This is a genomic window from Methylobacterium sp. NPDC080182 (assembly GCF_050281105.1).
Classification (GTDB): domain Bacteria; phylum Pseudomonadota; class Alphaproteobacteria; order Rhizobiales; family Beijerinckiaceae; genus Methylobacterium.
This window is the reverse complement of record NZ_JBNNWO010000022.1, coordinates 20,881-45,502: the sequence shown is the minus strand read 5'-3', so window position 1 is coordinate 45,502 and position 24,622 is coordinate 20,881. Positions and strand designations below refer to the sequence as shown.

21 protein-coding genes are annotated in these 24,622 nt (G+C 71.8%); 7 read left to right on the top strand and 14 right to left on the bottom strand.

What is annotated here, in order from left to right:
* Positions 1–3: 3 nt before the first annotated feature.
* The 8 genes from ACQKQD_RS29035 to ACQKQD_RS29000 all read right to left on the bottom strand — a co-directional run bounded on the left by ACQKQD_RS29035 (position 4) and on the right by ACQKQD_RS29000 (position 7,079).
* Positions 4–1,728: an L-aspartate oxidase gene (locus ACQKQD_RS29035; protein ID WP_427510283.1), complete on the bottom strand. Its 1,725-nt coding sequence runs from the start codon at positions 1,726–1,728 to the stop codon at positions 4–6.
* Positions 1,725–2,336 carry a fumarate hydratase C-terminal domain-containing protein gene (locus tag ACQKQD_RS29030; protein WP_427510282.1) on the bottom strand — a complete coding sequence of 204 codons (612 nt, stop codon included), beginning with the start codon at positions 2,334–2,336 and terminating at the stop codon, positions 1,725–1,727. The genes ACQKQD_RS29035 and ACQKQD_RS29030 overlap by 4 nt, the downstream gene beginning before the upstream one ends.
* Before the next feature lie 10 nt (positions 2,337–2,346).
* Positions 2,347–3,219, bottom strand: a complete 873-nt coding sequence (locus tag ACQKQD_RS29025) for a fumarate hydratase (RefSeq protein ID WP_427510281.1) — start codon at positions 3,217–3,219, stop codon at positions 2,347–2,349.
* Positions 3,220–3,249: 30 nt separating this feature from the next.
* Entirely contained in the window at positions 3,250–3,627 is a 378-nt protein-coding gene (locus ACQKQD_RS29020; protein ID WP_091978503.1) for a succinate dehydrogenase, cytochrome b556 subunit, read from the bottom strand.
* Entirely contained in the window at positions 3,624–3,953 is a 330-nt protein-coding gene (locus ACQKQD_RS29015) for a succinate dehydrogenase (RefSeq protein ID WP_091681693.1), read from the bottom strand. The genes ACQKQD_RS29020 and ACQKQD_RS29015 overlap by 4 nt, the downstream gene beginning before the upstream one ends.
* Positions 3,950–4,702 carry a succinate dehydrogenase/fumarate reductase iron-sulfur subunit gene (locus ACQKQD_RS29010; protein WP_020094912.1) on the bottom strand — a complete coding sequence of 251 codons (753 nt, stop codon included), beginning with the start codon at positions 4,700–4,702 and terminating at the stop codon, positions 3,950–3,952. Before ACQKQD_RS29010 ends, ACQKQD_RS29015 begins: the two co-directional genes overlap by 4 nt.
* Positions 4,699–5,721: an ABC transporter substrate-binding protein gene (locus ACQKQD_RS29005; RefSeq protein ID WP_427510280.1), complete on the bottom strand. Its 1,023-nt coding sequence runs from the start codon at positions 5,719–5,721 to the stop codon at positions 4,699–4,701. Before ACQKQD_RS29005 ends, ACQKQD_RS29010 begins: the two co-directional genes overlap by 4 nt.
* A 434-nt stretch (positions 5,722–6,155) precedes the next feature.
* Positions 6,156–7,079 carry a CDP-diacylglycerol diphosphatase gene (locus ACQKQD_RS29000; RefSeq protein WP_091927608.1) on the bottom strand — a complete coding sequence of 308 codons (924 nt, stop codon included), beginning with the start codon at positions 7,077–7,079 and terminating at the stop codon, positions 6,156–6,158.
* Between the two features lie 471 nt (positions 7,080–7,550).
* Here ACQKQD_RS29000 and ACQKQD_RS28995 point away from each other — a divergent pair, with 471 nt between their 5' ends.
* On the top strand, positions 7,551–9,248 hold the full coding sequence (locus ACQKQD_RS28995) for an IlvD/Edd family dehydratase (RefSeq protein WP_427510279.1): 1,698 nt from the start codon (positions 7,551–7,553) through the stop codon (positions 9,246–9,248).
* Between the two features lie 174 nt (positions 9,249–9,422).
* Here ACQKQD_RS28995 and ACQKQD_RS28990 read toward each other — a convergent pair whose 3' ends face one another.
* From ACQKQD_RS28990 to ACQKQD_RS28980, 3 genes are all read right to left on the bottom strand, one after another.
* A complete protein-coding gene (locus ACQKQD_RS28990) occupies positions 9,423–9,965 on the bottom strand; it encodes a TetR/AcrR family transcriptional regulator (RefSeq protein WP_020094907.1) in 543 nt (180 codons plus the stop codon).
* A gap of 246 nt (positions 9,966–10,211) precedes the next feature.
* Positions 10,212–13,325 (bottom strand): efflux RND transporter permease subunit, encoded by a 3,114-nt coding sequence (locus ACQKQD_RS28985; RefSeq protein WP_427510278.1) that lies wholly within the window; start codon positions 13,323–13,325, stop codon positions 10,212–10,214.
* The gene (locus ACQKQD_RS28980) at positions 13,322–14,407 is read right to left on the bottom strand and encodes an efflux RND transporter periplasmic adaptor subunit (protein WP_056530554.1); all 1,086 of its coding nucleotides are present in this window, start codon (positions 14,405–14,407) and stop codon (positions 13,322–13,324) included. The genes ACQKQD_RS28985 and ACQKQD_RS28980 overlap by 4 nt, the downstream gene beginning before the upstream one ends.
* Positions 14,408–14,596: 189 nt before the next feature.
* Between ACQKQD_RS28980 and ACQKQD_RS28975 the strand changes: the two genes are divergently transcribed.
* Positions 14,597–15,007: a group III truncated hemoglobin gene (locus ACQKQD_RS28975; RefSeq protein ID WP_427510277.1), complete on the top strand. Its 411-nt coding sequence runs from the start codon at positions 14,597–14,599 to the stop codon at positions 15,005–15,007.
* Positions 15,008–15,094: 87 nt separating this feature from the next.
* On the opposite strand, the gene ACQKQD_RS28970 is transcribed toward ACQKQD_RS28975, so the two are convergent.
* Entirely contained in the window at positions 15,095–16,306 is a 1,212-nt protein-coding gene (locus ACQKQD_RS28970) for an MFS transporter (RefSeq protein ID WP_427510276.1), read from the bottom strand.
* A gap of 275 nt (positions 16,307–16,581) precedes the next feature.
* Here ACQKQD_RS28970 and ACQKQD_RS28965 point away from each other — a divergent pair, with 275 nt between their 5' ends.
* On the top strand, positions 16,582–17,244 hold the full coding sequence (locus ACQKQD_RS28965; protein WP_020094902.1) for a ribonuclease H family protein: 663 nt from the start codon (positions 16,582–16,584) through the stop codon (positions 17,242–17,244).
* A gap of 63 nt (positions 17,245–17,307) precedes the next feature.
* Here ACQKQD_RS28965 and ACQKQD_RS28960 read toward each other — a convergent pair whose 3' ends face one another.
* Positions 17,308–17,601 (bottom strand): hypothetical protein, encoded by a 294-nt coding sequence (locus tag ACQKQD_RS28960; protein WP_056530937.1) that lies wholly within the window; start codon positions 17,599–17,601, stop codon positions 17,308–17,310.
* A gap of 207 nt (positions 17,602–17,808) precedes the next feature.
* On the opposite strand from ACQKQD_RS28960, the gene ACQKQD_RS28955 reads away from it, so the two are divergent.
* Entirely contained in the window at positions 17,809–18,345 is a 537-nt protein-coding gene (locus tag ACQKQD_RS28955; RefSeq protein ID WP_100251818.1) for a DUF2059 domain-containing protein, read from the top strand.
* A gap of 629 nt (positions 18,346–18,974) precedes the next feature.
* Here the strand turns inward: ACQKQD_RS28955 and ACQKQD_RS28950 are convergent.
* Positions 18,975–20,168 (bottom strand): alpha-hydroxy acid oxidase, encoded by a 1,194-nt coding sequence (locus ACQKQD_RS28950; protein ID WP_427510275.1) that lies wholly within the window; start codon positions 20,166–20,168, stop codon positions 18,975–18,977.
* A gap of 512 nt (positions 20,169–20,680) precedes the next feature.
* On the opposite strand from ACQKQD_RS28950, the gene ACQKQD_RS28945 reads away from it, so the two are divergent.
* The 3 genes from ACQKQD_RS28945 to ACQKQD_RS28935 all read left to right on the top strand — a co-directional run bounded on the left by ACQKQD_RS28945 (position 20,681) and on the right by ACQKQD_RS28935 (position 24,615).
* On the top strand, positions 20,681–21,844 hold the full coding sequence (locus ACQKQD_RS28945; RefSeq protein WP_427510274.1) for an ABC transporter substrate-binding protein: 1,164 nt from the start codon (positions 20,681–20,683) through the stop codon (positions 21,842–21,844).
* Positions 21,845–21,907: 63 nt separating this feature from the next.
* Complete coding sequence (locus ACQKQD_RS28940) at positions 21,908–22,783, top strand: branched-chain amino acid ABC transporter permease (RefSeq protein WP_012329745.1); 876 nt, start codon at positions 21,908–21,910, stop codon at positions 22,781–22,783.
* Positions 22,780–24,615 (top strand): ABC transporter permease subunit, encoded by a 1,836-nt coding sequence (locus tag ACQKQD_RS28935; protein ID WP_427510273.1) that lies wholly within the window; start codon positions 22,780–22,782, stop codon positions 24,613–24,615. The genes ACQKQD_RS28940 and ACQKQD_RS28935 overlap by 4 nt, the downstream gene beginning before the upstream one ends.
* Positions 24,616–24,622 lie beyond the last annotated feature (7 nt).

Below are 24,622 nucleotides of genomic sequence, written 5' to 3'. Positions count from 1 at the left end.
TCCTCAGGCGGCGGCGTCGAGGAGCGAGCCGCCGGGCCGCACATGCGTGAAGTGCACCGGCTCCATCGCGAGGTCGAGCGCCCCGCCGCGCTGGCGGACCACCGTGTAGTGCGAGGTCGCGAGGTCCGAGGCCTCCGGGAAATCCTCGCGGAAATGGGCGCCGCGGCTGTCGGTGCGGGCGAGCGCCGCCCGGGCGACCGCCTGGGAGACCAGCACGAGGTTCTCGAGGTTCAGCCGGTCCATCCAGGTCAGCGCGTAGCGGCGGTCGCCGTCCGGCGCGCCGGCCCGGGCGACCGCGTCGGAGAGCCCGTCGAGGGTCGCGAGCGCCCGGGTCAGCCCAGCCGCGTCCCGCAGGATGCCGACATCGGCCCACATCGTCTCGTAGAGCGCCTCGCGGATCTCCGGCAGCGACTCCGCCGGCCGGCCGAGCGGCCCGTAGGTGCGGGCGAGGCCCGCCTCGATGGCGGCGGGATCGGGCTCGGCGAGGCGGCCCTCGCGCGTCACGGCCCGCGCCATGGACTGGCCGGCGAGCCCCCCGAACACCGTGGAGTTCGCGACTCCGTTGCCTCCCAGCCGGTTCGCCCCGTGGACGCCGCCGGTATCCTCGCCGGCAGCGTAAAGGCGCGGCAGCGCGGTGGTGCAGTCGACCGCGAACTGGAGGCCGCCCATCATGTAGTGGGCGGTGGGGATGACCTCGACGAGCCCGCCCGCGAGGTCGAAGCCGCAATCGGCGCAGCGCTCGACCATGCCCTTGAACCGGCGGCGCACGTCCTCGGGGCCGAGATGGCTCATCTGGATGTGCACGCCCCCGCTCGGCGTGGCGAAGCCGTCGCGCAACCGCCGCATGATCGAGCGGCTGACCACGTCCCGGGTCGCGCGCTCGGCCCGCGGATCGTAGGCCTCCATGAAGCGCTGGCCGGTGGAATCGAGGAGCCAGCCGCCGGCCCCGCGCAGGCCCTCCTCCAGCACCGTCCCGGTCATGCGGGTGCCGGCGCCGGCGAGCAGCCCGGTCGGGTGGAACTGCACCATCTCCATGTCGCGCAACGGCAGCCCGGCGCGCAGAGCCATGGCGAGACCGTCGCAGGACTTGTCGCCCGACGGCGTGTGGTACTTGTACATGGTCGGCCCGCCGCCGGTGGCGAGCAGCACGGCCTTCGCCCGCACCAGCTTCGGTTCACCGGTGCGCATGTCGAGCATCAGCACGCCCGCCAGCCCCGACCCGTCCCGGGCCGGGATCAGCTCCAGGGCGCGATGGTCCTCCAGGCGGCGCACGTCCCGGCGCCAGACCTGCTCGGACAGGCGGTTGATGATCTCGATGCCGGTGAGGTCGCCCTTGTGCACCGTCCGGTCGAAGGTCTGACCGGCGAAGGCCTTCTGGTGGACGCTGCCGTCCGGGTTGCGGTCGAAGAAGCAGCCGAGCTCGGTCTCCAGCTCGCGGATCCGCACCTGCGCCTCGGTGACGAGCGTCCAGGCCAGCGCCTGATCGTTCAGCCACTTGCCGCCCTCGATCGTGTCCATGAAGTGCCGCTCGACCGAGTCGCCCGGCGCCAGCGCCACGTTGTAGCCGCCCTGGACCATGCGGGTGCAGCCGCATTTCCCCAGCAGACCCTTCACCGCGACGGTGACGTCGAGGTCCGGCGCGACCTTCTTGGCGTGGAGCGCCGCGAACAGCCCGGCCCCGCCGGAGCCGAGGATCAGGATGTCGGTCTCGACCTGTTCGGGGCTCATCGGGCGTCCTCGAGGGAGGCGATGACGGCGTCGCGCCGGGCGGCCACGTCGCGCTGCACGTCGGCAAAGAGCGAGCCGCCGTGCGAATCCATGCCGACCAGCAGCGGCCCGAAATCGCGGATCGCGAACTGCCACAGGCTCTCGGGATGGAGATCGTCGAGGTCGACGTCCACGATGGTCTCGATCCAGGTGGTCTCCAGCGCCGCCGCGCCGCCGACGATTGCCAGGTAGGCGCCGCCGCGCCGCGCGAAGGCGTCGAGGGTCGCCGGCCCCATGCCGCCCTTGCCGACGATGAGGCGCACGCCCTCGCGCTCCATCAGCGCGTCGGTGAAGCGCTCCATGCGCATCGACGTGGTGGTGCCGATGCAGAACGGCGCGAAGCCGACCGGCGCCTCGTTGGAGACCGGGACGCGGTGGACGTTCGGCGCGGTGTGGATCACCGCGTGGCCGTCGAGGTCGAGCCGGGTTTGGCGGTCCCGGTCGAACATGTGGATCAGGGTCGCGTCGCGGATGCCGAACAGCCAGCGCCGCAGGGTGACGGTGTCGCCGATCCGGAGCGCCCGGATCTCGGCCTCAGTGGCCGGCATGTCGAGGACGTGGTGGGCCACGGTCTGCTCCTCAATCGAACGCGATGCCGCCGGGCGTGAGCGTCGCGCGGGCGCGGCGGGCCGAGTGGCACTGGATGTTCACCGCGACCGGGTTCTGGGTGATGTGGGTCGCGGCGAGCTCGACATGGACGGCGAAGCTCGTGGACCGGCCCCCGAGCCCCTGCGGGCCGATGCCGAGTTCGTTCACGGCCCGCGACAGCTCGGCCTCGATCCGCGCGCCCTCCGGGTCGGCGCAGACCGAGCGCAGCGGCCGGGTCGCCGCCACCTTGGCGAGGTGCATGCACAGGTCCGAGGTGCCCCCGAGCCCGACGCCCACGATGGTCGGCGGGCAGACCCGGCCGCCCAGTTCGATCACCCGGTCGATGACGAAGCGCTTGGCCGCGCCGATCCCGTCCGAGGGCAGCAGCATCTGCAGGAACGAGCCGTTCTCGGAGCCCGAGCCCTTCGGGATCATCTCCACCGCCACGGTCTCGGGCCGGTCGTCGAAGTCGACGTGGATGATCGGTACCCGGATGCCGCAGGAGGTCTGCTCGTTCTTGCGGGTGATCGGATGGACCACCGACGAGCGCAGGGAGAACTCCTTCGTGGCCCGCTCGCAGCCGCGCCGGATCGCGGCCTTGAGCGCGGCGCCGTCGAGGCGCACGCCGGCGCCGATCACGACGTTGTAGATCGGGATGCCGGTATCCTGGCAGAGGATATTCTTCGTGCGCTCCGCGACCGCGACGTTCTCCACCATCGTGTCGAGGATGGCGCGGCCGGTGGCACTGGTCTCGGCCCGCTGCAGGGCGGCGAAGCCCGCCTTGATGTCGGGCGGCAGGATCTTCAGGGCGCGGACGTAGAGGTCGCGGCAGACCTCCTCGAATTCGCGGATGTCGAGATCCATGGCGGGTCTCCGCTGGTGACGGTCGGGGGATCAGGCCCCGCTGAGGAGGAACAGCAGGCCGACCGCGAAGGCGGCCGCGAGACAGCCCGCCACGACGCGGGCATTGCGCTCGCGGAAGCGCAGCCACTCGATGGCGAGCACGCGCAACCCCAGCGCCATGTGGACGGCGAGCGCGCAGACGAGGCCCCATTCGGCCGTGCGGACGAGGCCGTTATGGGTGAGGCCGAGGAAGCTCTCCAGCCGGTCGGCACCCTGGAGCGCGGTGCCGAGCGCGATGAAGTGCATCGGCAGGAACAGCGCCAGGGCGATCCCCGAGAGCCGGTGGATCAGCGCGGCGGCGAAGCCGGGCCGGCGCAGGGACGCGCGGGTGATGCCGGCCCGCCCGGCCGTGCCCGGGGCGGTCCTCATGCCGCGTACACCGCGAGTGCCGCCCGCAGGCCCAGCCCGGCGAGCAGGGCCGAGAGGGCGATCATGGCGACGTCGAGGGAGCGGCCGCGCCAGGCGGTCCACTCGCGCAGGACGCTGCGCAGGCCGATCGGCGCGTGGATCGCGGCCGCCAGAACGAAGACCGCGTAGAACAGCAGGAAGGCGAGGTTGCCCTGCGTCCGGCCCAGGATCTCGCCGGCCGTGAGCCCGCCGCGCACCGCGTAGAGGATCGTGCCGAGATGGACCGCGACCGTGACCGCCAGGATCGCCGCGGTGCCGCGCTGGGCGAGGTACAGGAGCGGGCTCATCCGCGCCTCCAGAACCGGCGCAGCGCCGCCTTGCCGGTCTCGCGCTTGAGGCCCGCGATCGAGAAGGTCGGGCTCAGGCCCTTCGGACAGTGCTCGGTGCAGCTCATGTGGCTGTGGCAGGAGTGGCAGCCGGCATCGCCCGCCACCGCGGCGAGCCGATCCCGGTCGCGGTCGCGCACGTCGTTGACCAGCGTCCAGGCCCGGTTGAGGGCCGCCGGCCCGAGATAGTCGGGGTTCCACGTCACCAGATCGCAGGCGGCGTAGCAGACGCCGCAATTGATGCACTCGATGCCGGCATCGACCTCCCGGCGCGCGGCGGATTCCGGTTCCACGACCGCGAAATCCTCGGGCGGGTTCTCGCCCGGCTCGAAGAAGCCGTGGGCCCGGCGCCACTTCTCGAAGAAGGGCTCCATGTCGACCGCGAGGTCCTTCACCACCGGCAGGTTGCGCAGGGGCTCCAGCAGAAGCTCTCCGTCGGGCGCCACGGCGGCGACCCGGGTCCGGCAGGTCCAGCGCGGGCGCCCGTTCACCGTCATGCCGCAGGAGCCGCACATGCCGACCCGGCAGGCGAACCGGTAGGCGAGGGTGGGGTCCTGGTCGCGCTGGATCTCGGTGACGACGTCGAGTACCGTCTGGTTGGCCCGGCGCGGCACCGCGTAGTCCGCGACGGTCTCGCCGCGCCGGACATGCACCCGCAGCGTCTCGCCTGCGCCCGGGTCGACGGCCGCGTGGCCGACGGGAGCCGTCACCGGTTGGCCTCCTTCGGAGTGCCGGCAGCGTTCGGATCGGGGAAGAACAGCTCGCTCTCGCTGTCGGCCTTGGCCGAGACCAGCCCGGCCCGGTTCATGTACGCGAGGTAGGCGAGCATCCGCTCGGGCTTGGTGGTCCAGGCGTTCTGCGGCGCGCGGATGATGGCCACGGCCTCCTCGGGCGAGATCTTCGCCCCCTCGGCCTTGATCCACAGGGCGGCGGCCCGGGCCGGGTCGTCGCGGATCAGCGCGAGGCTCTCCTCCAGCGCCGCCCGGAAGGCCGCCGTGACCTTGGGGTTCTCGGTGACGAAACGGTTGGTCGCCCAGACGAGGTTGAAGGTGTGGGGGCCGCCCATCACGTCGTAGCTGTCGAGCACCTTGCGGGCGCGCGGGTCCTTCAGCTCCATCTCCTGGAAGGGCGGCGAGCCGAAATGGGCCGTGATCTCGGAGCGGCCGCCCATCATGGCGGTCTGCGCGTCCGGGTGCCCCATCGAGACGGTCAGCGCGTCGAGCTTGCCCTGCTGGCCCGGCCCGAAGGCCTTCTCGGCGGCCATCTGCAGGGTAATCGCCTGTATCGAGGTCTTGGCGGTCGGCAGGGCGATCTTGTCCTGGGGGCCGAAATCCGTGATCGACTTCACCGCCGGGTTGATGGTGACCAGCCAGAGCGGCATCGCGTTCAGCGCCGCCACGCCCTTGACCTTGAGATTGCCCTGCGTCCGGCCCCAGATCGTCAGGAACGGGCCGACGCCGCCGGAGGCGAGATCGAGGTTGCCGGACAGCAGGGCCTCGTTCATCCCCGAGCCGCCGGTGAAGCGCAGCCACTCGGCCTTGAGATCGAGGCCGCGCTGCTTGGCCTGCTTCTCCAGCAGGCCCTCCTCCTCCATCACGGTGAGCGGCAGGTAGGAGATTCCGAACTGCTTGGCGAGCCGCACGGTCGAGACCTCGGCCCGGGCGGCGCCGAGCGCCCCCCATAGGACCGCGACCGTCCCGACGAGCCGGATGATGCTCCGTGCCGTCATGGCGCTCCTCACCTGTCCGCGCGCCGATCTTGCGAAGTCCGCGACCTCGTCGGCGTCGGATCGAGGATACGCCCCCGGGAAGGCCTGTCAACATTCATGTGTCATATATATGACTTGAGGGCCGAGCTCCCGGTGGCTGCACCGAGGCGCCCCGTGCGCGAGGGGACTGGCTGCGGATCGGCGGAGTGCGACCGGCTCTCGCCCTCGCTCTCGTCGCGATGATCGTCGACATGGCACGCGCCAGAGTCGGCCCTTGTCTCGGGCTACCCGCCCCGCTGCGGGCGTCGGCGCAGATTTAAGGTCATTTATAAGACTTGCGCGCAGGCGCGCCGCCGCCGGCCGCCGCGACGTTGCTCACGCGAGGGCCGGCCGGAATGCGGCCCGCGGCCGGCACCGCGCAACCCGACCCGCGGCGGAAGCCGGATCCGCCCGCGTCAGTCTTCCAGTGGCCGAAACCCGCTCGATGCGGGCTCCGCCGCCACGGCGCAGGTGTGGTCCTGCACGACCTCGCCGTTGGAGGCCTTGCCGAAGCGGCTGGTCACCAGACCGTCCAAGAGCACGAAGCCCGGCTTCGCGCCCGGAAACTCGGCGCCCACGACAGCCAGGGCGTGCTCGCCCATGGCCGAGCGCGCCCCGTCGTCGCGCGCCAGCAGGTCGAACGGGTCCGCGGTGCCGAGATCCTCGCCGAGCACGCGCATCGCCCTGTACGGGCGACCGACCAGCGGCTCCGCGAGAGGGGCCCAGCGATCCCCGATCGTGGGTGCGAGGCGGCGGAGGGTGTCGCGGACATCCTGGCGGACGCAGTCGATGTGGATGTGCAGCTGCCCCTGAGTCCGCCTTAGCTGCGAATTCACCGCGAGACTGACGTCCCGCCGGTCGAGCGGATGGCCGAGACGCTCCTCCACGAAGGTTCGGGCGCGCCACGCCTTGGCGAAGTAGTTCGTCGTGCCGGGCTGGAGGAGCACGGGGCTCTCGATGCCGGTGATGCGTGCCGTCGGGATCAGGAGGAACTGCGCCCGACCGCGAAGGTCTTTGAGGATGGCGTATCCCTTCTCGACCCCGCCCTCCAGGTCGACCAGGCTGCACGGTGCGGGGCCCTGTCCGCGCAACGCGTGGGGGACGCACGCGCCGTGCACGATCGCCCACAGGGCTCCGCCCTTCCCGAGGAGGTTGGGCACGAGGGCGACGGCCAGCCAGACGGCCGTCGCCGCGAGGACGAGCAGGATGCCCAGCGATCGCCGCGACAGCCCGGTCCTCGCGCGCCCCGTCGAGCCGCGCGGTGACACGGTGCCCGGCCGGCCGCGGACGGCGTCACGCACCTGACGGGTGAGCCCGACCGCGGCTCTGCGCAAATCCATGACGTGACCCGGTAGCCCGTTGCCGCGAAGCGCCGGGGCCGCCGACGCCGGAACCGTCTTACAGATCGCCCGCCGCCTGAGCGATCTCTGTCCCGCTACGGATGCAACGCCGGACGGATCGTGCGGAACGCAGGCGCCGCCGTGGGAGCCGGCACCGGGCGCGGTGACGCGGCCGCGCTTTTCGCGCTCCGGAACCCGCGCGGCCCCTTCTCGGACACCTATCCGATGGGCCATGCCTTGAGAGGCCTCGTCATCGGCGCCGGACTGGGACATGCCTGTCCGCACCCCGATGCCGTCGGCGGCCGCAACCGATCCGGCGGCGCTCCGCCGGGAACGCGGCGCGAACGACAGGGGTGGGACGACGCGCGCGAGGACCTGCTCGACGCGCGCTCCGGGAGCCGGGAGCCCGGCGACCGCTGAGACAGACCGGACGGCCGGGGCAACCCGGGCCGCCCACGCGAGGAGACGACCATGACCGACGAACCGCACGGCTTCGACCGCGGCCTGACCAATTACGGTGACCGCGACTTCGCCCGCTACCTGCGCCGCTCCTTCGCGCGCTCGATGGGCATCTCGGTCGGCCTGCTGAACAAGCCGGTGGTCGGCATCGCCATGACGCCGTCGGGCTTCAACAACTGCCACCGGGGCATGCCGGAGCTGGTGGAGGCGGTCTCCCGCGGCGTGCTGGCGGCCGGCGCCCTGCCGCGGCCGTTCCCGACCGTGTCGCTCGGCGAGGTTTTCCTCAACCCGACCAGCATGATGTACCGCAACCTCATGGCCATGGACACCGAGGAGATGATCGGCGCCCAGCCGATGGACGCGGTGGTGCTGATCGGCGGCTGCGACAAGACCGTGCCGGCCCAGCTCATGGGCGCGGCCTCCGCCGACCTGCCGGCGATCCAGCTCGTCACCGGCCCGATGTCGACCGGCCGCCACCGGGGCCAGCGGCTCGGCGCCTGCACGGATTGCCGGGGCTTCTGGGCCAAGTACCGGGCCGGCACCGTCGACGTCGAGGAGATCGCCGAGGTCGAGGGTCGGCTCTCCGTCACGGCCGGCACCTGCGCGGTGATGGGCACGGCCTCGACCATGGCGTGCATCGCCGAGGCGCTCGGCATGTCGCTGCCGGGCACCGCCGCGATCCCGGCGGTGCATTCCGACCGGCTGGTGGCCGCCGAGGAGACCGGCCGCGCGGCGGTGCGGCTGATCGAGACGCGGATCCGGCCCTCCCAGGTGATCACGCAGAAGTCGGTCGAGAACGCGATCCGCGTGCTGATGGCGGTGTCGGGCTCGACCAACGCCATCGTGCACCTCACCGCCATCGCCGGGCGGCTCGGCATCCGGATCTCGCCCGAGCGCTTCAACCAGATCTCCGACGAGACGCCGGTGCTGGTCGACCTGAAGCCCGTGGGGCAGGGCTACATGGAGGATTTCCACGCCGCCGGCGGCATGGGCGCGCTCCTGCGCGAGCTGCGCCCGCTCCTCCATCTCGACACCGTGGACGTGGAGGGCCGGACGCTCGCTGAGCGCCTGGACGAGCCGGAGTCCTGGGTCGACCGCGCGGTCATCCGCACCGCGGCGGATCCCGTGTCGCCGGTCGGCGGCCTGGTGGCCCTGTCCGGCAGCCTCGCGCCCGACGGGGCGATCTTCAAGCGCGCGGCGGCGACGCCCGACCTGTTCGAGTCGGAGGGCCGGGCGGTGGTGTTCACCGGCCTGGAGGACCTGTCGGCGCGCATCGACGACCCCGCGCTCGACGTGGCGCCCGGTGACATCCTCGTCCTGCAGAATGCCGGCCCGCACGCGGCCGGCATGCCGGAGGCGGGCTACCTGCCGATCCCCAAGAAGCTGGCGCAGGCGGGCGTGAAGGACATGGTGCGCATCTCCGACGCGCGGATGTCGGGCACGGCCTTCGGGTCGATCGTCCTCCACGTGGCCCCGGAGGCCGCGGTGGGCGGACCGCTGGCCGCGGTGCGCGACGGCGACCGCATCCGCCTGTCGATCCGGGACAAGCGCGTCGATCTCCTGGTCGCGGAGGACGAGATCGCCCGCCGGCTCGCCGACCACCGGCCGCCGCCGGTCCCGGCCCGGGGCTACAAGGCGCTCTACCGGCGCAGCGTCACGCAGGCTCCGGAGGGTTGCGACTTCGACTTCCTCGCCAAGGCGGAGGGCTGACGGCCCGCAACCCTCCGTCCGGACGCGCCGGACGGCCGTGACGGACACCGTCGATCCGAAACCCGCGGCCCGCCCGGCGGGCCGCGCGCGCCATCGCGGCATCTGGGGCCGTCGCATCGCCCGTGCCCGTCCCGGCGGTGAGGCGGCCCGAGCCGGGTGCCGCCTCGGACCGGCTCAGCCCGGGATCGTGGAGCGCGCCGCCTCGAGCAGTTCCCCGGCCAGGGCCTCGTCGTCGACGCCCCGGGCCAGCACCACCGCCCCCACCATGGTCGACAGCGCGATCAGGGCGCGCTGCCGGCGGCGTTCCTTCGACGCTCTGGGCAGCCTGTCCGCGATGAGACCGGCGAGCCCCTTGACCCCCTGGGTGAACCGCGCCCGCAAGGCGCTTCCGGGCGGCTCACGCCCGACGTCGTTCACCAGCGCCGCGACGGGGCAGCCTCTCCCCGGCGTGCGGACATGCCCCAGGGAGAGGTAATTCTCGATGAAGGCGTCGAGGTTGGCCCGGTACTCGGCGCTGATCGCCGCGTCGAACGCCTCCGCAGCGAGGGCATCCTTGCTGGCGAACTGACCGTAGAAGCCGCCATGGGTCAGGCCCGCGGCCGCCATGATGTCGACGACGCCGATACCGTGCAGGCCGCGCTCCCGGAACAGGGCCGAGGCGACCTCGACCACGCGCTGGCGGTTCAGCTTGGCTTGCTCCTGCGAGACCCTCGGCATCGTACCGTCCTCCGCTCCGCCTCCTCACATAGATGCGAGATGTCATTTATTGAAGGGACGGCGAGCCGCGGATGCCCGAGGCCGGGCGGAGAGCGGCGTCGCGGTCGCGCCGCGGCGGCCGTTCAGGGCTGCCGACCGGCCCGGGCGAGGGGGCGAAGCGCGGGCCGGTCGACGCACCGCGCGCCCGGGACCCGAGCGCGCGATCGCGGGATGCCCCGAGCGGGGCATCGGTGGGGGGCGGCCGGGTCAGGGCTCGGCCGGCACGGGCACCGGTGCGGGGCCGGGTGCGGTCCGCGGCGCGCGCGCGTCCCGCGCCACCCGGAACCAGAGGGCGTAGAGTGCCGGCAGGAACAGCAGGGTCAGCAGGGTCCCGACGCCGACGCCGCCGATGAGCACGTAGGCCAGCGCCCCCCAGAACACCGAGTGGGTCAGCGGGACGAAGGCGAGCATCGCGGCAGCGGCCGTCAGGATCACCGGTCGGGCCCGCCGCACCGTCGACTCGACGATGGCCTCGTAGTCCGACAGGCCCGCCGCCCGGTCGTGGTGGATCTGGTCCACCAGGATCAGCGTGTTGCGCATCAGGATGCCGGACAGCGCGATCAGGCCGAGGATGGCGTTGAAGCCGAAGGGCTGGTGGAAGACGAGCAGCGTCGGGACCGCCCCGACGAGGCCGAGCGGCGCGGTCGCGAACACCATGAACATCGTGGTGAACGAGCGGACCTGCAGCATGATGACCGTCAGGGTCACGATCAGCATCAGCGGGAAGACCGTGACGAGCGCCTTCATCGCTTTCTCGCTCTCCTCCACCGAGCCGGCCGTGTCGATGCGGTAGCCGGGCGGCAGCCTCGCCTTGATGGCCGCGAGTTCGGGGACGATCTGCGCGTGGATGTCCGGCGGCTGCTTGCCGTCGATCACGTCGCCCTGCACGCGGATGTAGGTCTCGCGGTTGTAGCGCTTGAGCACCGCGTCCTCGTTGCGGCTCTCCAGGTGCGCGACCTGGGAGAGCGGCACCTGCCGCCCGTCCCGCGTGGCCAGCGTCAGGTCGCCGATGTCGCCGAGCGAGCGGCGCTCGGGGCCGGGGCTGCGCAGGAGCACGTCCACGGAGCGGAGGTTCTCGCGGACCTGGGTCGCCGGCGTCCCGTTGAGGTAGCTCTGCAGCTGCTGGCCGGCCTCCTTCGGCGTCAGGCCGATCAGGCGCAGGCGCTCCTGGTCGAGGGCGAGGTGCAGGGTCGGCGTCCTGTCGCCCCAGTCGAGGTGGACGAGGCGCATGTTGGGGTTGGCCATCATGACGTCGCGCACCTCCGCGGCGATGCCCCGGATGACGGTGAGGTCGGGTCCGACCACCCGGAAGGCGACGGGGAAGCGCACCGGCGGCCCGAACACGATCTGCAGCACCCGCACCCGCGCCTCGGGGAAGCGGCCGTCGTCCACGAGACGGCGCACCTTACCGCGCAGCACGTCGCGGGCGTGGGAATCGGCGGTCTGGACGACGATCTGCGCGAAGGCGGGGTCCGGCAGCTCCGGGTCGAACGAGAGCACGAAGCGCGGCATGCCCTGGCCGATATAGCTCGTGATCTCGCCCGCCTCGGGCAGCGCGCGCACGGCCGCCTCGACCTTCCGGACGCTGGCCTCGGTGGTCGCGAAGGCGGACCCGGTCGGCAGCGTCACCTCGACGATGAGCTCGGAGCGCTCCGAGTTCGGGAAGAACTGCTTCTCGACCTTGCCCATGCCGACGACGGCCGCGGCGAACAGCGCCACGGTGATGCCTGCGGCCATCCACTTGTGGTCGACCGAGAGCCGCACGACCCGGCGCAGGCGCTGGTAGTTCCGCGTGGCGTAGATCGCGGCGTGGCCGCCCTCGACCGTCTCGATGTTCGGCAGGAGCTTGACGCCGAGGTAGGGCGTGAAGGTCACGGCCACGACCCACGAGACGATCAGCGAGAAGGCCACCACCCAGAAGATGTTGCCGGCATACTCGCCCGCCGTGGAGGCGGCGAAGCCCACCGGCAGGAAGCCCGCGATGGTGACGAGCGTGCCGGTCAGCATCGGCGCGGCGGTGGCGCTCCAGGCATGGGTCGCCGCCGAGACCCGGTCGGCGCCCTCCTCCATGCGCACCACCATCATCTCGATGGCGATGATGGCGTCGTCGACGAGGAGGCCCAGTGAGATGATGAGCGCGCCGAGCGTGATGCGGTCGAAGTCGCGGCCGGTGATCATCATCACCACGAACACGGCCGAGAGGGTGAGCGGCACCGCCAGCGCCACCACGATGCCGACCCGGAAGCCGAGCGCCACGAGGCTGACGAAGATCACCACCGAGAGCGCTGTGAAGAACTTCACCATGAACTCGTGGATGGCGTCGTCGATCACCCTCGCCTGGTCGGTGATCTTCGTGAAGGTGATGCCGGTCGGGAGATCGCGATGGATCGCGACCTCCTCGGCGTTCAGCGCCTCGCCCAGGCTGAGTCCGTTGAAGCCCGGCTTCATCACGAGGCCGAGCACCAGGGCCGGCGCGCCGTCGTTGCGGATCGCGAAGGTCTTCGGGTCCTCGTAGCCGCGTTTCACCTCGGCGATGTCGCCGAGCTTGAGGCTGCGGTCGCCGGCCGCCACCGGCAGGTCGCGGATCGCGTCGAGGCCGTCGATGGCGCCGTCGAGGCGCAGGTAGACCCGCGGGCCGTCGGCCTCGACGAAGCCGGCCGGCGTCACGTCGTTCTGGTTGGCGAGCGCCGCCAGCAGCTGCTGGCCGGTGATGCCCAGGGTCGCGAGGCGCTGGTAGGAGACCTCGACGAAGATCTTCTGCGCCTGCTCGCCGAGGATGTTGATCTTCTCGACGCCGGGCACGCGCAGCAGCCGCTGGCGCAGCTCCTCGGCGCGGAGCACGAGATGCCGGTGCGGCAGCCCCTGGGCCTGGAGCGCGTAGAGGGCGAAGTAGACGTCCGAGAACTCGTCGTTGAACAGCGGCCCGAGCACGCCGCGCGGCAGGCCGGAGGCCTGGTCGGAGAGCTTCTTGCGCGCTTGGTAGAATTCCGACTGGAGCCGGGCCGGCGGCATGCTGTCCTTGAAGAAGACCTTCATCAGCATCAGGCCGGGGCGGACGGTCGTCTCGACGCGGTCGTAGTAGACGAGCTCCTGCAGCCGCTTCTCCAGCGGGTCGGCGACCTGCCGCTGCATCTCGTCGGTGGTCGCGCCGGGCCAGGCGGCCGAGACCGCCATGGTCTTGACCGTGAAGGTCGGGTCCTCGGCGCGCCCGAGCTTCTCGAAGGCGAAGATCCCGGCCGCGGTGACGGCGAGCAGGAGGAACAGCGTGACGGCGCGCTCGCGCACCGCCAGGGCCGAGAGATTGAAGCCGGAGGCGTTCATCGGCCGGCCTCCACGACGCTGGCGTCGGCCTGACGGACCTTCTCGCCCGCTCTCAGCAGATGGGCGCCGAGCGCGACGATCCGGTCACCGGGCGTCAGGCCCGAGGCGACTTCCGCGGTCTCCTCCGACAGGCGCGCGACGGTGACGGGCTGCGCCGCGACGGTCTGGGTCTCGGCGTCGTAGCGCCAGACGGCCGAGCCGCCGCCCTGGTCGAACAGGGCCCCCAGCGGCACGGACACCGAAGCCCGCGCCTGCCCCTGGGCAGGGATCAGCTGGAGCGTCACGGTCGCCCCGAGGGGCGCGGCCTCGCCCCCGCCCGACAGGATGTAGCGGGCGCGGTAGGTGCGGGTCGCCGGATCGGCCGTGGCCGACAATTCCCGGAGCTTGGCCGGGTAGGTCGTCTCGCCCTCGGCGTAGAGGGTGGCCGACGCCGTGCCCTTCGCGCGTTGCCGGCTCCCCTCCGGCAGGAACACCTCCGCCTCGCGCGCGCCGTCGCGGGCGAGCTTCACCACCGTCTGCCCGGCGGCGACGACTTGGCCCGGCTCGGTCGGCACCTCCATCACGACCCCGTCGGCATCGGCCTGGAGCTCGGAATAGCCGGCCTGGTTGGCGATCTGGCTCGCCTGCGCCTCGGCGTTGGCGAACTGGGCGATGGCCGCGTCGGCGGCCGCCTTGTTCTGGTCGTAGGTCTGCTTGGAGGTCCACCCGTCGCCGACGAGCTTGCGGCTGCGCTCCTCGTCGGCCCGGGCCTTGATCATCTGCGCGCGGGCCGCCTCGACCGAGGCGCGGGCCGCGTTGAGCGCCAGGGTGAAGTCGGTCCGGTCGAGCCGCATCAGGGGCTGGCCGAGGCGCACGTGGTCGCCCGGGTCGACGAGGCGCTCGAAGATCTTGCCGCCGACCCGGAAGCCGAGGTTGCTCTCGGTGCGCGCCCGGATCACGCCGGTGTAGCGCGCCACCGCCGCCGAGGCGGGCGCGACCGCGACGGTCTGCACCAGCGGCGGCTCCGGCGTGACGGCGGTCTCGGCCGGCGAGCATGCCGCGAGTGCCAAGCCGGCGAACCCGATCACCCATCGCGCGTCCATCACCGAGCCCCGTCGCAGCCGATCGCCCAAAATAATTATGACCATCATTTATTGTGGCGCGATACCGCCGTCAATGGCGGCCGCGCCCGGCGTCGGCCGAGGCCTGACGCGCGCCGTCCCCTCCGGCTCCGATCCGGAGGCCGTCCGATCCCCCTTGAAGAGAGCGGGGTCTGCCGGCATCTCACGATCATGCCCGATGTCGCGCTCGACGAAGCCAGCCTCGCCCGCTTTCTCGATGCCTTCTACGGGCACGTGCGCGGCGATGCGCTGATCGGACCCGTCTTCGCGGCCGCGATCCCCGACCCGGACTGGCCGCGGCACATGGAGACCGTCCGGGCGTTCTGGTCCTCGGTCCTCTTCAAGTCAGGCCGCTACAAGGGTAACCCGTTCGGCAAGCATCTCGCGCTGGGCCGCCTCGAGCCCGAGCACTTCGCGCGGTGGCTCGACCTGTTCGGGGAGACGGCCTCCGCCCATTTCCCGCCCGAACCTGCCGCCCTCCTGATCGAGCGCGCGCACCGCATCGGTGACAGCCTGAAGGCGGGCCTGTTCTTCCGGCCAGACGTGCTGCCCGTGCCCGCGGCGGGATCGGCCGCGCCGTGACCCGCGGGGAAGGCGCACGCGTGAGACGCGCGCGGAGCCGCGACCGGCGGGACGGCCCGAGATCCCGGGGGGGCGGGTCCGGAGCCCTCAGAGCGCGGCCGGACTCGTGCGCGCCCGACGGCAGTGGATCAGCCACAGCACGATCGCCACGTTGACGGCGTTCCAGGCCAGCCCGTTGACGAACGCCGCACGGTAGGAGCCGGTGGCGTCGAAGATCGCCCCCGTGAGCCAGCCGCCGAGCGCCATGCCGGCCAGCGTCGCCATCAGCACCGCACCGATCCGCGCCCCGGCCTCCTCGGCCGGGAGGTACTCGCGCACGATGATCGCGTAGGCCGGCACGATGCCGCCCTGGAACAGGCCGAACAGGGCCGAGATCACGTAGAGCGAGGTCAGGTCGTCGAACGCGAGGTAGAGCGCGAGCGCCGCCGCCTGCAGCAGCGCACCGGCCAGCAGCGTCGCGAGACCGCCGATCCGGTCGGCGACGAAGCCCGACGCGACCCGGCTGACGATGCCGAAGCCGAGCATCAGCGACAGCATCTGCACGCCGCGGGCGACGCCGTACCCGAGATCGCTGCAATACGCCACGATGTGGACCTGCGGCATCGCCATCGCCACGCAGCACGCGGTGCCGGCCACGACGAGGAGGCCCTGCATCGCTGCGGGCGACAGCGTCGTCACGGCCTGCGGACCGGCCGCGCGCGTCGCCGAAGCCCGCGGCGGCCGGCCCCGCATCGCCAGCGCGAGGGGCAGCATGGCGACGAGGCAGAACAGGCCGATGCCGGCCTGCGTCGCGCGCCAGCCGTACGCGTGGACCGCGCGCTCCACCACCGGCGGCCAGAGCGTGCCCGCGAGGTAATTGCCGGACGCGCACAGCGCGACGGCGAGCCCTCGCCGGCGCCAGAACCAGCGCGACACGTCGGCCATCAGCGGTCCGAAGGCGACCGAGCTGCCGAGCGCCCCGACGAGCACGCCGTGCACGAGGGCGAACTGCCAGAGGTTCGTCGCGAGGGCGCTGAGCCCGTAGCCGAGGGCCAGGCAGACGGTGCCGAGGAGCAGCGGGGGCACGATGCCGATGCGGTCCGCGAGCCGGCCCATCAGGAGGCCGCCGACCGCGAAGCCGACCATCGTGAGGGTATAGGGCAGGGCGGCCGCCGCCCGATCGACCCCGAACTCGGCCTGAACCGCGGGCAGCACGACGACGACCGACCACATGCCGACGCCTCCGACCGTGCCGAGCGCCGTCGCCGCGGCGAGCCGACGCCAGGCGCGGCCCGAATCGGCAATCCCATCCTCAGCCATTCCGGCGCATATCGATCTCCGTCCGTGCGGCGCGTTTCACACGAATGCGCCTTCGTCGCCAGCACCGGGCCCGCCCGTCGGCGCGGGCCTTCGGGACGCCGCTCGTTCGCCGACGCGCGCCTCACCCGGCCCTGCCGCGGCGCGCGATCGGTGCTAGAGGTGCCGCCGCGCTCGCCGGCGATGCCGGCTCGGGCCGGGGCGACCATCGGTCGGCCGATGTCGGGCCTCGATGGCGCCCGTCCACCGACCACTCGTACGAGAGGGCTGACGCCACGATGCGAACGATCGTTTATGCCGATGGCGGTTGCGACCCGAACCCCGGGCCGGGGGGGTGGGGCGTCGTCATCGCGGCCCCGGACGGCACGATCGAGCTGTGCGGCGGGGAGCCCGGCACCACGACCAACAACCGGATGGAACTGACGGCCGCGATCAAGGGCCTCGAGCATTTCCCCGCCGGGGCCGCGATCGAGATGCGGTGCGACAGCCAGTACGTCGTCAAGTCGGTGACCGAGTGGATGCGCGGCTGGAAGGCGCGGGGCTGGCGCTCGACGACGGGTGACGTGAAGAACGTCGATCTCATGAAGCGCCTCGACGAACTGAACGCGGCGCGGGACGTGAAGTGGACCTGGGTCCGGGGGCATGCCGGCGACCGCCTCAACGAGCGCGCCGACGCGCTCGTCCACAGGGGGCGTCGCGAAGCGAAGCTCGGCAAGCTCGAGTCGCGGAGCAGCGCCGCGCCCGTACCGGCCCCGACCGCCGCACCGGCGCCGTCGAGCCGGGGCGCCGACCTGCGGATCGACCTCGCGCTCGGCCTCCAGGTCGCTCGGGCCGCGAAGGCGGCGGGTGTCACGCCCGACGCACTCGTCGACGATGCGATCCGCTTCTACCTGGAGATCGGGCCGAGCGAGGTCGCACGCCTGCGATCAGGCCGGGCCTAGCGGGCGAGGCCGCGCGCGGCGACGCCGGGTCGCCGCTCCGCGATCTCCGGGACGGGGCTCGGCCTACTCGCAAACTTCGATCCGCCGAACGTGCTCGTACCCGTACGGGTCGATGTACGCGCGGCGCTCGAAGTGGCAGGCGCCGTACGGGTCGGGCGCGGCGTAGACGGGGCGACCCGGGTAGTACCCGCTGTTGGCGGACGCGATGGCGCTGCCGGCCACGACGCCGCCGAGGATGCCCAGCGCCACGGCGCCGCCGACGCCGATGCCGCGCGCCTGAGCGGCCGGCGGGGTGGCGCAGAGTGCCAGAGCGACCAGCGCGGCCGCACCGCCGGTCCGCAGAAACGTTTGACGCATGGTGTCCTCCCATTCCTCGATGCGGACACCATGAGCCCGCGACCGCCGGATCTCGGTGCTGATCGGCACCCCGAGTTCAGGGCCCGCCGCGCGCGACGCGGTGCCGGGCGATCCGGCGCTGTCATCGATCCTGTTCGGAGCTGTGGTAGCTACCCGGACCGGCCGCGCGGCCTTGTGGACCGCGCGGCGCTCGTGAACGGGACCGCCATGCGCTTCTCTGCCCTCGTCGTCGGTTTGTGCCTGACCTCCTTCCCGATCGGTGCGGCACTGGCACAACCGGCCCCGAAGCCCGCGCCCACGACCGCGCCGGATCCGGCCCTGCTGAAGGTTGCCCGGGAGACCGTCGCGCAGATGCAGGGTGATCGCGCCGCGACGCTCGGCTCGATGGCGGCCCCCATGATCGGCATGATGCAGCAGATCGGGATCAAGGAGCCCGACAAGGCGCAGGTGCTGGTGCAGGAGGTCGTCATGCCGACGCTCACGGCGCACTACGACGAGCTGCTCGACATCCAGGCGCGCGGTTTCGCCACCGTGCTGAACAAGGACGAGTTGCAGGCCATCGCCGCCTTCTACGCGACCCCCGCCGGGAAGCGCCTCGCGGCGGCCCAGCCGCAGCTCGCTCAGATCCAGCTCGCGGGCATGCAGCAATGGATCCAGTCGGTGATGCCCGAGATGCAGGGCAAGCTGACGACGGCCATCCAGGCCCACGGCTGGGCGCCGGGCGGACCGGCGAAGCCGCGTTGAGCCTCCCCGGGCCGCGACGCCTTCCGAGCGGAGCGGCGCCCTGCTTCGAAGGCGTCGATAGGCCGGACACGATGCGGGGCGCCGGGACAGCGTGCCCGGACGCTCGGTCAGCGCGGCGGGCCTGAACGGTCAGCCGATGGCCCAGAACAGCGGCAGCGCGCCCGCGAGGAACAGGGCCGAGGAGACGAGCACGGCGAGGCGCTCGCGATGGTGCAGGACGAAGGCGTGCGGGCTGGCGAACATGGCTGGGTCGGATCGGTGGTGAGGGCATCACGCTCGCTCCTGAACCTTGACGGATCGAGGGCGCTTCGCGCTGTCCACAGGTGATGGCCGATCTCTGTCGCTGCCGCGCCACATCCTTTTGGATGTGCTCGGGCGCACCTCCCGGACGGCTCTTCTGGCATATTGAATTCAGCAGGCCGTCTTTCCCCCCTCGGCGGCCCGATCCAGCGGCGCAGCGACCCCACGGGTCGCTGCGCCGTTGTCTTTGTGGCTCGGGCGCGGCACGAGGCCCCCGGCCCGGTGCCGCGCTGGAACGCCTCGGCCGCGGCGACGCGCGATCCGCGAGGGATTCGGATCGGGAACCGCGACACCGTGAAGGTCCGGATCGGACCGGTGGTCGCCCGCCGTCAGGGCCCGATGCGCCGCACGGGCAGCGCATCCTCCCGGGTCTCCTGCGCTGAGGGCGTCCAGAGGATGGACCGGTCGACGGCGCGGATGTCGCGATGGCCGCACAGGGCCATCGTCATGTCGAGTTCCGTGCGGATGATCTCCAGGGAGCGGGCGACGCCGGCCTGGCCGTAGGCGCCGAGCCCGTAGAGGAAGGCGCGGCCGATGAACACGCCCTTCGCGCCCAGGGCGACGGCCTTCAGCACGTCCTGGCCCGAGCGGATCCCGCCGTCCATCAGCACCTCGACGCGCCGGCCGACCGCGTCCGCGATCCCGGGAAGCGCGGCGATGGACGAGGGGGCGCCGTCGAGCTGCCGCCCGCCATGGTTCGAGACGATGAGCGCGTCGGCCCCGGTCGCGGTCGCCCTCTCGGCATCCTCGACGTCCAGGATGCCCTTCAGGATCAGGGGACCCTGCCACCGGTCGCGGATCCGCCGCACGTCGTCCCAGTCCAGGCGCGGGTCGAACTGGTCCGCCGTCCAGGCCGAGATGGAGCGGGTATCCCGCACGCCGTCCACGTGCCCCACGATGTTGCGGAAGGTCCGGCGCTGCGTGCGCAGCATGGACCAGCACCAGCGGGGCTTGGTCAGGAGATCGAGGACCGTGCCCGGCGTCAGCCGCGGCGGGGCCGACAGGCCGTTGCGGATGTCCTTGTGGCGCTGCCCGAGGATCTGGAGGTCCAGCGTCAGGACCAGAGCCGAGCAGCCCGCCGCCTTCGCGCGGTCGATGAGGCGGTCGTTGAAGCTGCGGTCGCGCATGAAGTAGAGCTGAAACCAGAACGGCTTGCTGACGTTCTCCGCGACGTCCTCGATGCTGCAGATGCTCATCGTCGACAGCGTGAACGGCACCCCCGCCGCCTCCGCCGCCCGTGCCGCCAGGATCTCGCCGTCGGCGTGCTGCATGCCCGTGAGCCCCGTCGGCGCCAGGGCGACGGGCATCGCGACGGCCTGACCGGCCATCGTCGTGGCGAGGGTACGGTCGGTCATGTCGACCGCGACGCGCTGGCGGAGCTTGATGCCGGCGAACTCGGCCTCGTTCGCGCGGTAGGTCGACTCCGTCCACGAACCGGAATCGCAGTAATCGTAGAACATCCGCGGCACCCGCCGCTTCGCGACCCGCCGCAGATCCTCGACCGTCGTGATGATGGGCGCCATGGGAGGTTCGGCCTCGCGACTGGATGACGGGGCCGGTCGCGGTTGAGGCGGGCTCGCGCCCGCTCGTACGCCGCGCGCGCTTCAGGCCGCGATGCCCCGTGCTGGAAGCTCGACGGTGCAACGGTTCGCTGGAAAACGGAAGCGCCTCCTCGCCGAATGCGCCGGTCGCGTCAGGCCTCTCCCGCGCGTACACTGATCCTATAGCGCCTGTTGCGCTCGCCCGCGCCGCAGAGGAACGCCGGAGCTCTGCCTGAAAGTACACATTCCGGATCGCGCCTATTCGGATCTTCGCGTTCCGAGCGCGCGTCAGGACAGAATGAATGCGGGCGGAGCCTCGCCGTAATCGTCTTCGCCTTCGCCGCACCGCAGCGAAAGCGGTCGAGTGACGATCCGAGAGCTTCTTCTCATCTAAGCTGAGCATCGAAGGTTTGCAGGATAGACATCGGCGCGCGGAATAGGGACCATCGTCGCCAACGCCGGGCCCGAGCATCGGCGGTGGGACGGATACGCCAATGAGGACGACGCGCCGCGTTTTCTTGACGGGGGCCGCATCCGCAGTCGCGGGCGGCCTGGCGCCGGGGGTGATCCGCTCGGCCTGCGCTCAGGGCGCCGGGTCGACCGTCCGGATCGGCATGGTGCTCCCGGTGACGGGGCCCGGCGCGGATGCCGGCCGCTACGCGCTCGCCGGGGCCAAGATCGCCCTGGAGACGGTCAACAAGGCCGGCGGCGTGCTCGGCAAGCCCCTGGAGATCGTCACGGAGGACGATCAGACCACCAATCCCGGCGCGGTCTTCGCCTTCTCGAAACTGGCGTCGCAGGGCGACCTCGTCGGCTTCCTCGGCTCGATCCGCTCGACCCAGAACCACGCGATGGCGCCCGACATCCTGAAGACGGGGAAACCCGTCTGTTTCGGCGGCACCGACCCGGTCCTGACGCAGCTCGGCAATCCCTGGCTGTTCCGCTTCCGCCCCAACGACACCTTCTCGGCCCGGGTGATCGCCGAGCACGGCGTCAACGGGCTGGGCAAGAAGAAGTGGGCGATCATCCACTCCACCGACGCCTTCGGCACCAGCGGCGCCAAGGCGCTGACCGAGAGCCTCGCCAAGGGCGGTGCCACGGTCGCCCTCGACCAGGGCTACACCAACCAGAGCCAGGACTTCACGCCGGTCGTGCTGGCGATCCGTCAGTCGGGCGCCGACGTGATCGGCTCGTACTTCACCTTCGAGAACGACATCGGCATCTTCGCCCGGCAGCTGCGCCAGCTCGGCGTCACCGCGCCCTGGGTCGGCTCGCCCTCGATCACCAACGTCACCGCCCTGAAGCTCGCCGGGCCGTCCCTCTACGGCACCTACGGCGTGGCCGACTACGCCGAGGAGTCGGGCGACGCCGCGCGCGCCTACGGCAAGGCCTACCGGACCGCGATGAAGATCGCGCCCGACAACCAGTCCTCCTGGACCTTCGACGCGGTCACGGTGCTGGCCAAGGCGATCAACGCGGCGGGCAAGACCGACCCGCAGGCGGTCCGCGAGGCGATCCTGGCGGTGCGCGGCCACGAGGGCGCCGAGGGAACCTACAACTTCGACAAGAACGGCGACGGCCTGCACGGCTACAACGTCGTGCGCAACGACAAGGGCAACATCGTCTTCGACCGGCGGATCGACTTCTACCAAGGGTGAGCCGGCCGACGTGTTCGGGGTGCGTGAACGACATCCGGAGGAGGAGGCGAGAGTGCGGACCGCATGGACCTGATCCTGCAGCTCCTCTTCACCGGGATCGGCATCGGCTCCGTATACGCCCTGGTGGCGCTCGGCTTCGTGCTGATCTTCCGCGCCACCAACGTGGTGAACTTCGCGCAGGGCGAGTTCTCGATGGTGGCGGCCTTCCTGATGGTGGTCTTCGCCGTCGACCTCCAGTGGCCCTACTGGCTCTCCCTTCTCCTGACCCTCGGCGGGATGGCGCTGCTCGGCGCCCTGTTCAATCTCGGCGTCTACTACCCGCTGCGGCACCGCAGCTACCTGCCGGTGATCATCTCGACCATCGGCGCCTCGATCTTCCTGGCGAACACGACGCTCGCCCTCTACGGGCCGCAGCCGCAGGTGCTCCCGCCCGTCTTCGAGACGCAAGGGTTCCTGCTCGGGCCGGTCTTCCTCGACAGCCAGTACCTGCTGATCATCGCGGTGACGGCGGCCCTGGTGGCGTTCCAGTACTGGTTCTTCGAGCACACTCTGGTCGGCAAGAAGCTTCAGGCGACGTCCCAGGACAAGGAGATGGCCGCCCTCCTGGGCATCCCGGTGGCCGGCATGATCATGCTGACCTTCGTGTACAGCGCGGTGCTCGGCGGCATCGCCGGCATCCTGGTGGCGCCGGTGCTGTTCGTGTCGATCCAGATGGGGGCCACGATCGCCCTCAAGGCCTTCGCGGCGACGATCATCGGCGGCTTCGGCGACGTCACCGGGGCGATCATCGGCGGCCTCGCGCTCGGCATCATCGAGACCTTCGGGGCGGCCTACATCTCGGTCCCCTACAAGGACGCCTTCGCGTTCCTGGTGCTGGTGGTGTTCCTGGTCGTGCGCCCGCAGGGCCTGTTCGGCGAGCGCGTGGCGGAGAAGGCATGAGCGGTCGCCCCTCCACCGTCGCCGGCCCGGCCGCAGCGGCTCCCGCGCCCCCGCCGCGCCGCCTGCCCCTCGGGAGCCTTGCCTACGCGGTCCTGGCCGCCGCCCTGGTGACACTGGCCGCCACGACGCCGCTCAGCGGCTACGCCCTCAACATCCTGATGCAGGCGGCGACCTACGCCATCGCGGTGATCGGCCTCACCGTGGTGCTCGGCCTGTGCGGGCAGATCAACCTCGCCCAGGCCGCCTTCTTCGGGATCGGTGCCTACGCGGTCGGGCTCGGAACGGTCGACGGGGGCCTGAACTTCTGGATCTGCCTGCTCACCGGCCTCGGTCTCGCGGTCGTGCTGGGCGCCGCGCTCGGCGCCTCCACGCTGCGGCTCGGCGGCCACTACCTCGCCATGGTGACGATCTCGTTCCAGCAGATCCTGACGCTGGTCCTCACCAACTGGATCCCGGTCACGCACGGGCCCGACGGCGTGCCGAACATCCGCCGCCCGGCCCTGTTCGCGGACGGGCAGAGCTACCTCGCCCTGTGCGTGCTGGTGCTGGCGGTCGTCGGCTGGCTCGTCTGGCACATGCCGCGGACGCGGCTCGGGCGCGCCATGCGGGCGGTGCGCGACAACGAGCTCGCGGCGGGGGTCTCGGGCATCGACATCTACCGTACCAAGGTCGCGGCCTTCGCCCTCGGGGCGCTGCTGGCGGGGCTCGGCGGCGGGCTGTTCGCCGGCAGCTTCACCTATATCAGCCCGGACCAGTTCGCCTTCGCCGAGTCGATCGTCTTCCTGACGATGGCGCTGCTCGGCGGCGTCGGCTCGCCGGTGGGCGCCGTGATCGGCACGGCCCTGCTGATCCTGATCCCGGAATGGCTCCGCTTCCTCAAGGAGATCCCCGGGCTCTACCTCGCGATCTACGGGCTCGCGGTGATCCTGATCGTGGTGTTCATGCCCGACGGGATCTGGGGCTTCCTCGGCGACCAGGTCCGGCGGCTGCGCCGGGCCCGCCCGGTCCCACCACCCGCCGCCGAACTGACCCTGAGCCAGGGCGAGCCCTCCGCGGCGCCGATGCTGGAGGTGTCGGACCTGTCCAAGCACTTCGGCGGCCTCAAGGCCGTGGACGCGGTGAGCTTCACGGTGGCGCGGGGCGGCATCCACGCGCTGATCGGTCCGAACGGGTCCGGCAAGACCACGACGCTGAACGTCCTGTCCGGCCTCTACAGCCCCACGGAGGGCACCGTGCGGCTGGCCGGGCAGGACGTCACGCGCCTGTCCCCGCACCGGCGGGCGGCGGCCGGGATCGGCCGCACCTTCCAGAACATCCGCCTGTTCCGCTCCATGAGCGCCCTCGAGAACGTGGTCATCGGCGCCGAGCGCCCCAACAACCCGCTCGGCGCGCGCGACCGGGCGGGGCTGGAGGCCCGCGCCCGGGCGGCTCTGGCCTTCGTGGGGCTGGAGGGGCGGGCGCAGGAGCCGATCTCCGGCTTCTCGTACGGCCACCAGCGCCTGATCGAGATCGCGCGGGCGCTGGCCGGCAACCCCGTGCTGCTGCTCCTCGACGAGCCCGCCGCGGGGCTCAATTCGAGCGAGAAGAACGCCCTGACGGTGCTCCTGCGCCGGATGGCCGCCAAGGGCCTGACCATCCTGATCATCGACCACGACATGACGCTGGTGAGCGACGTGGCGAGCCACATCACCGTGCTGAACTTCGGCCGCCGCATCGCCGACGGCGTCACGGCGACCGTGCTGCGCGAGCCGGCGGTGATCCAGGCCTATCTCGGCGAGGACGCCGCCGCCGGTCCCGCGGCGAGCCTCAAGACCGACCTCGCCCCGGCGTGACCCCAGC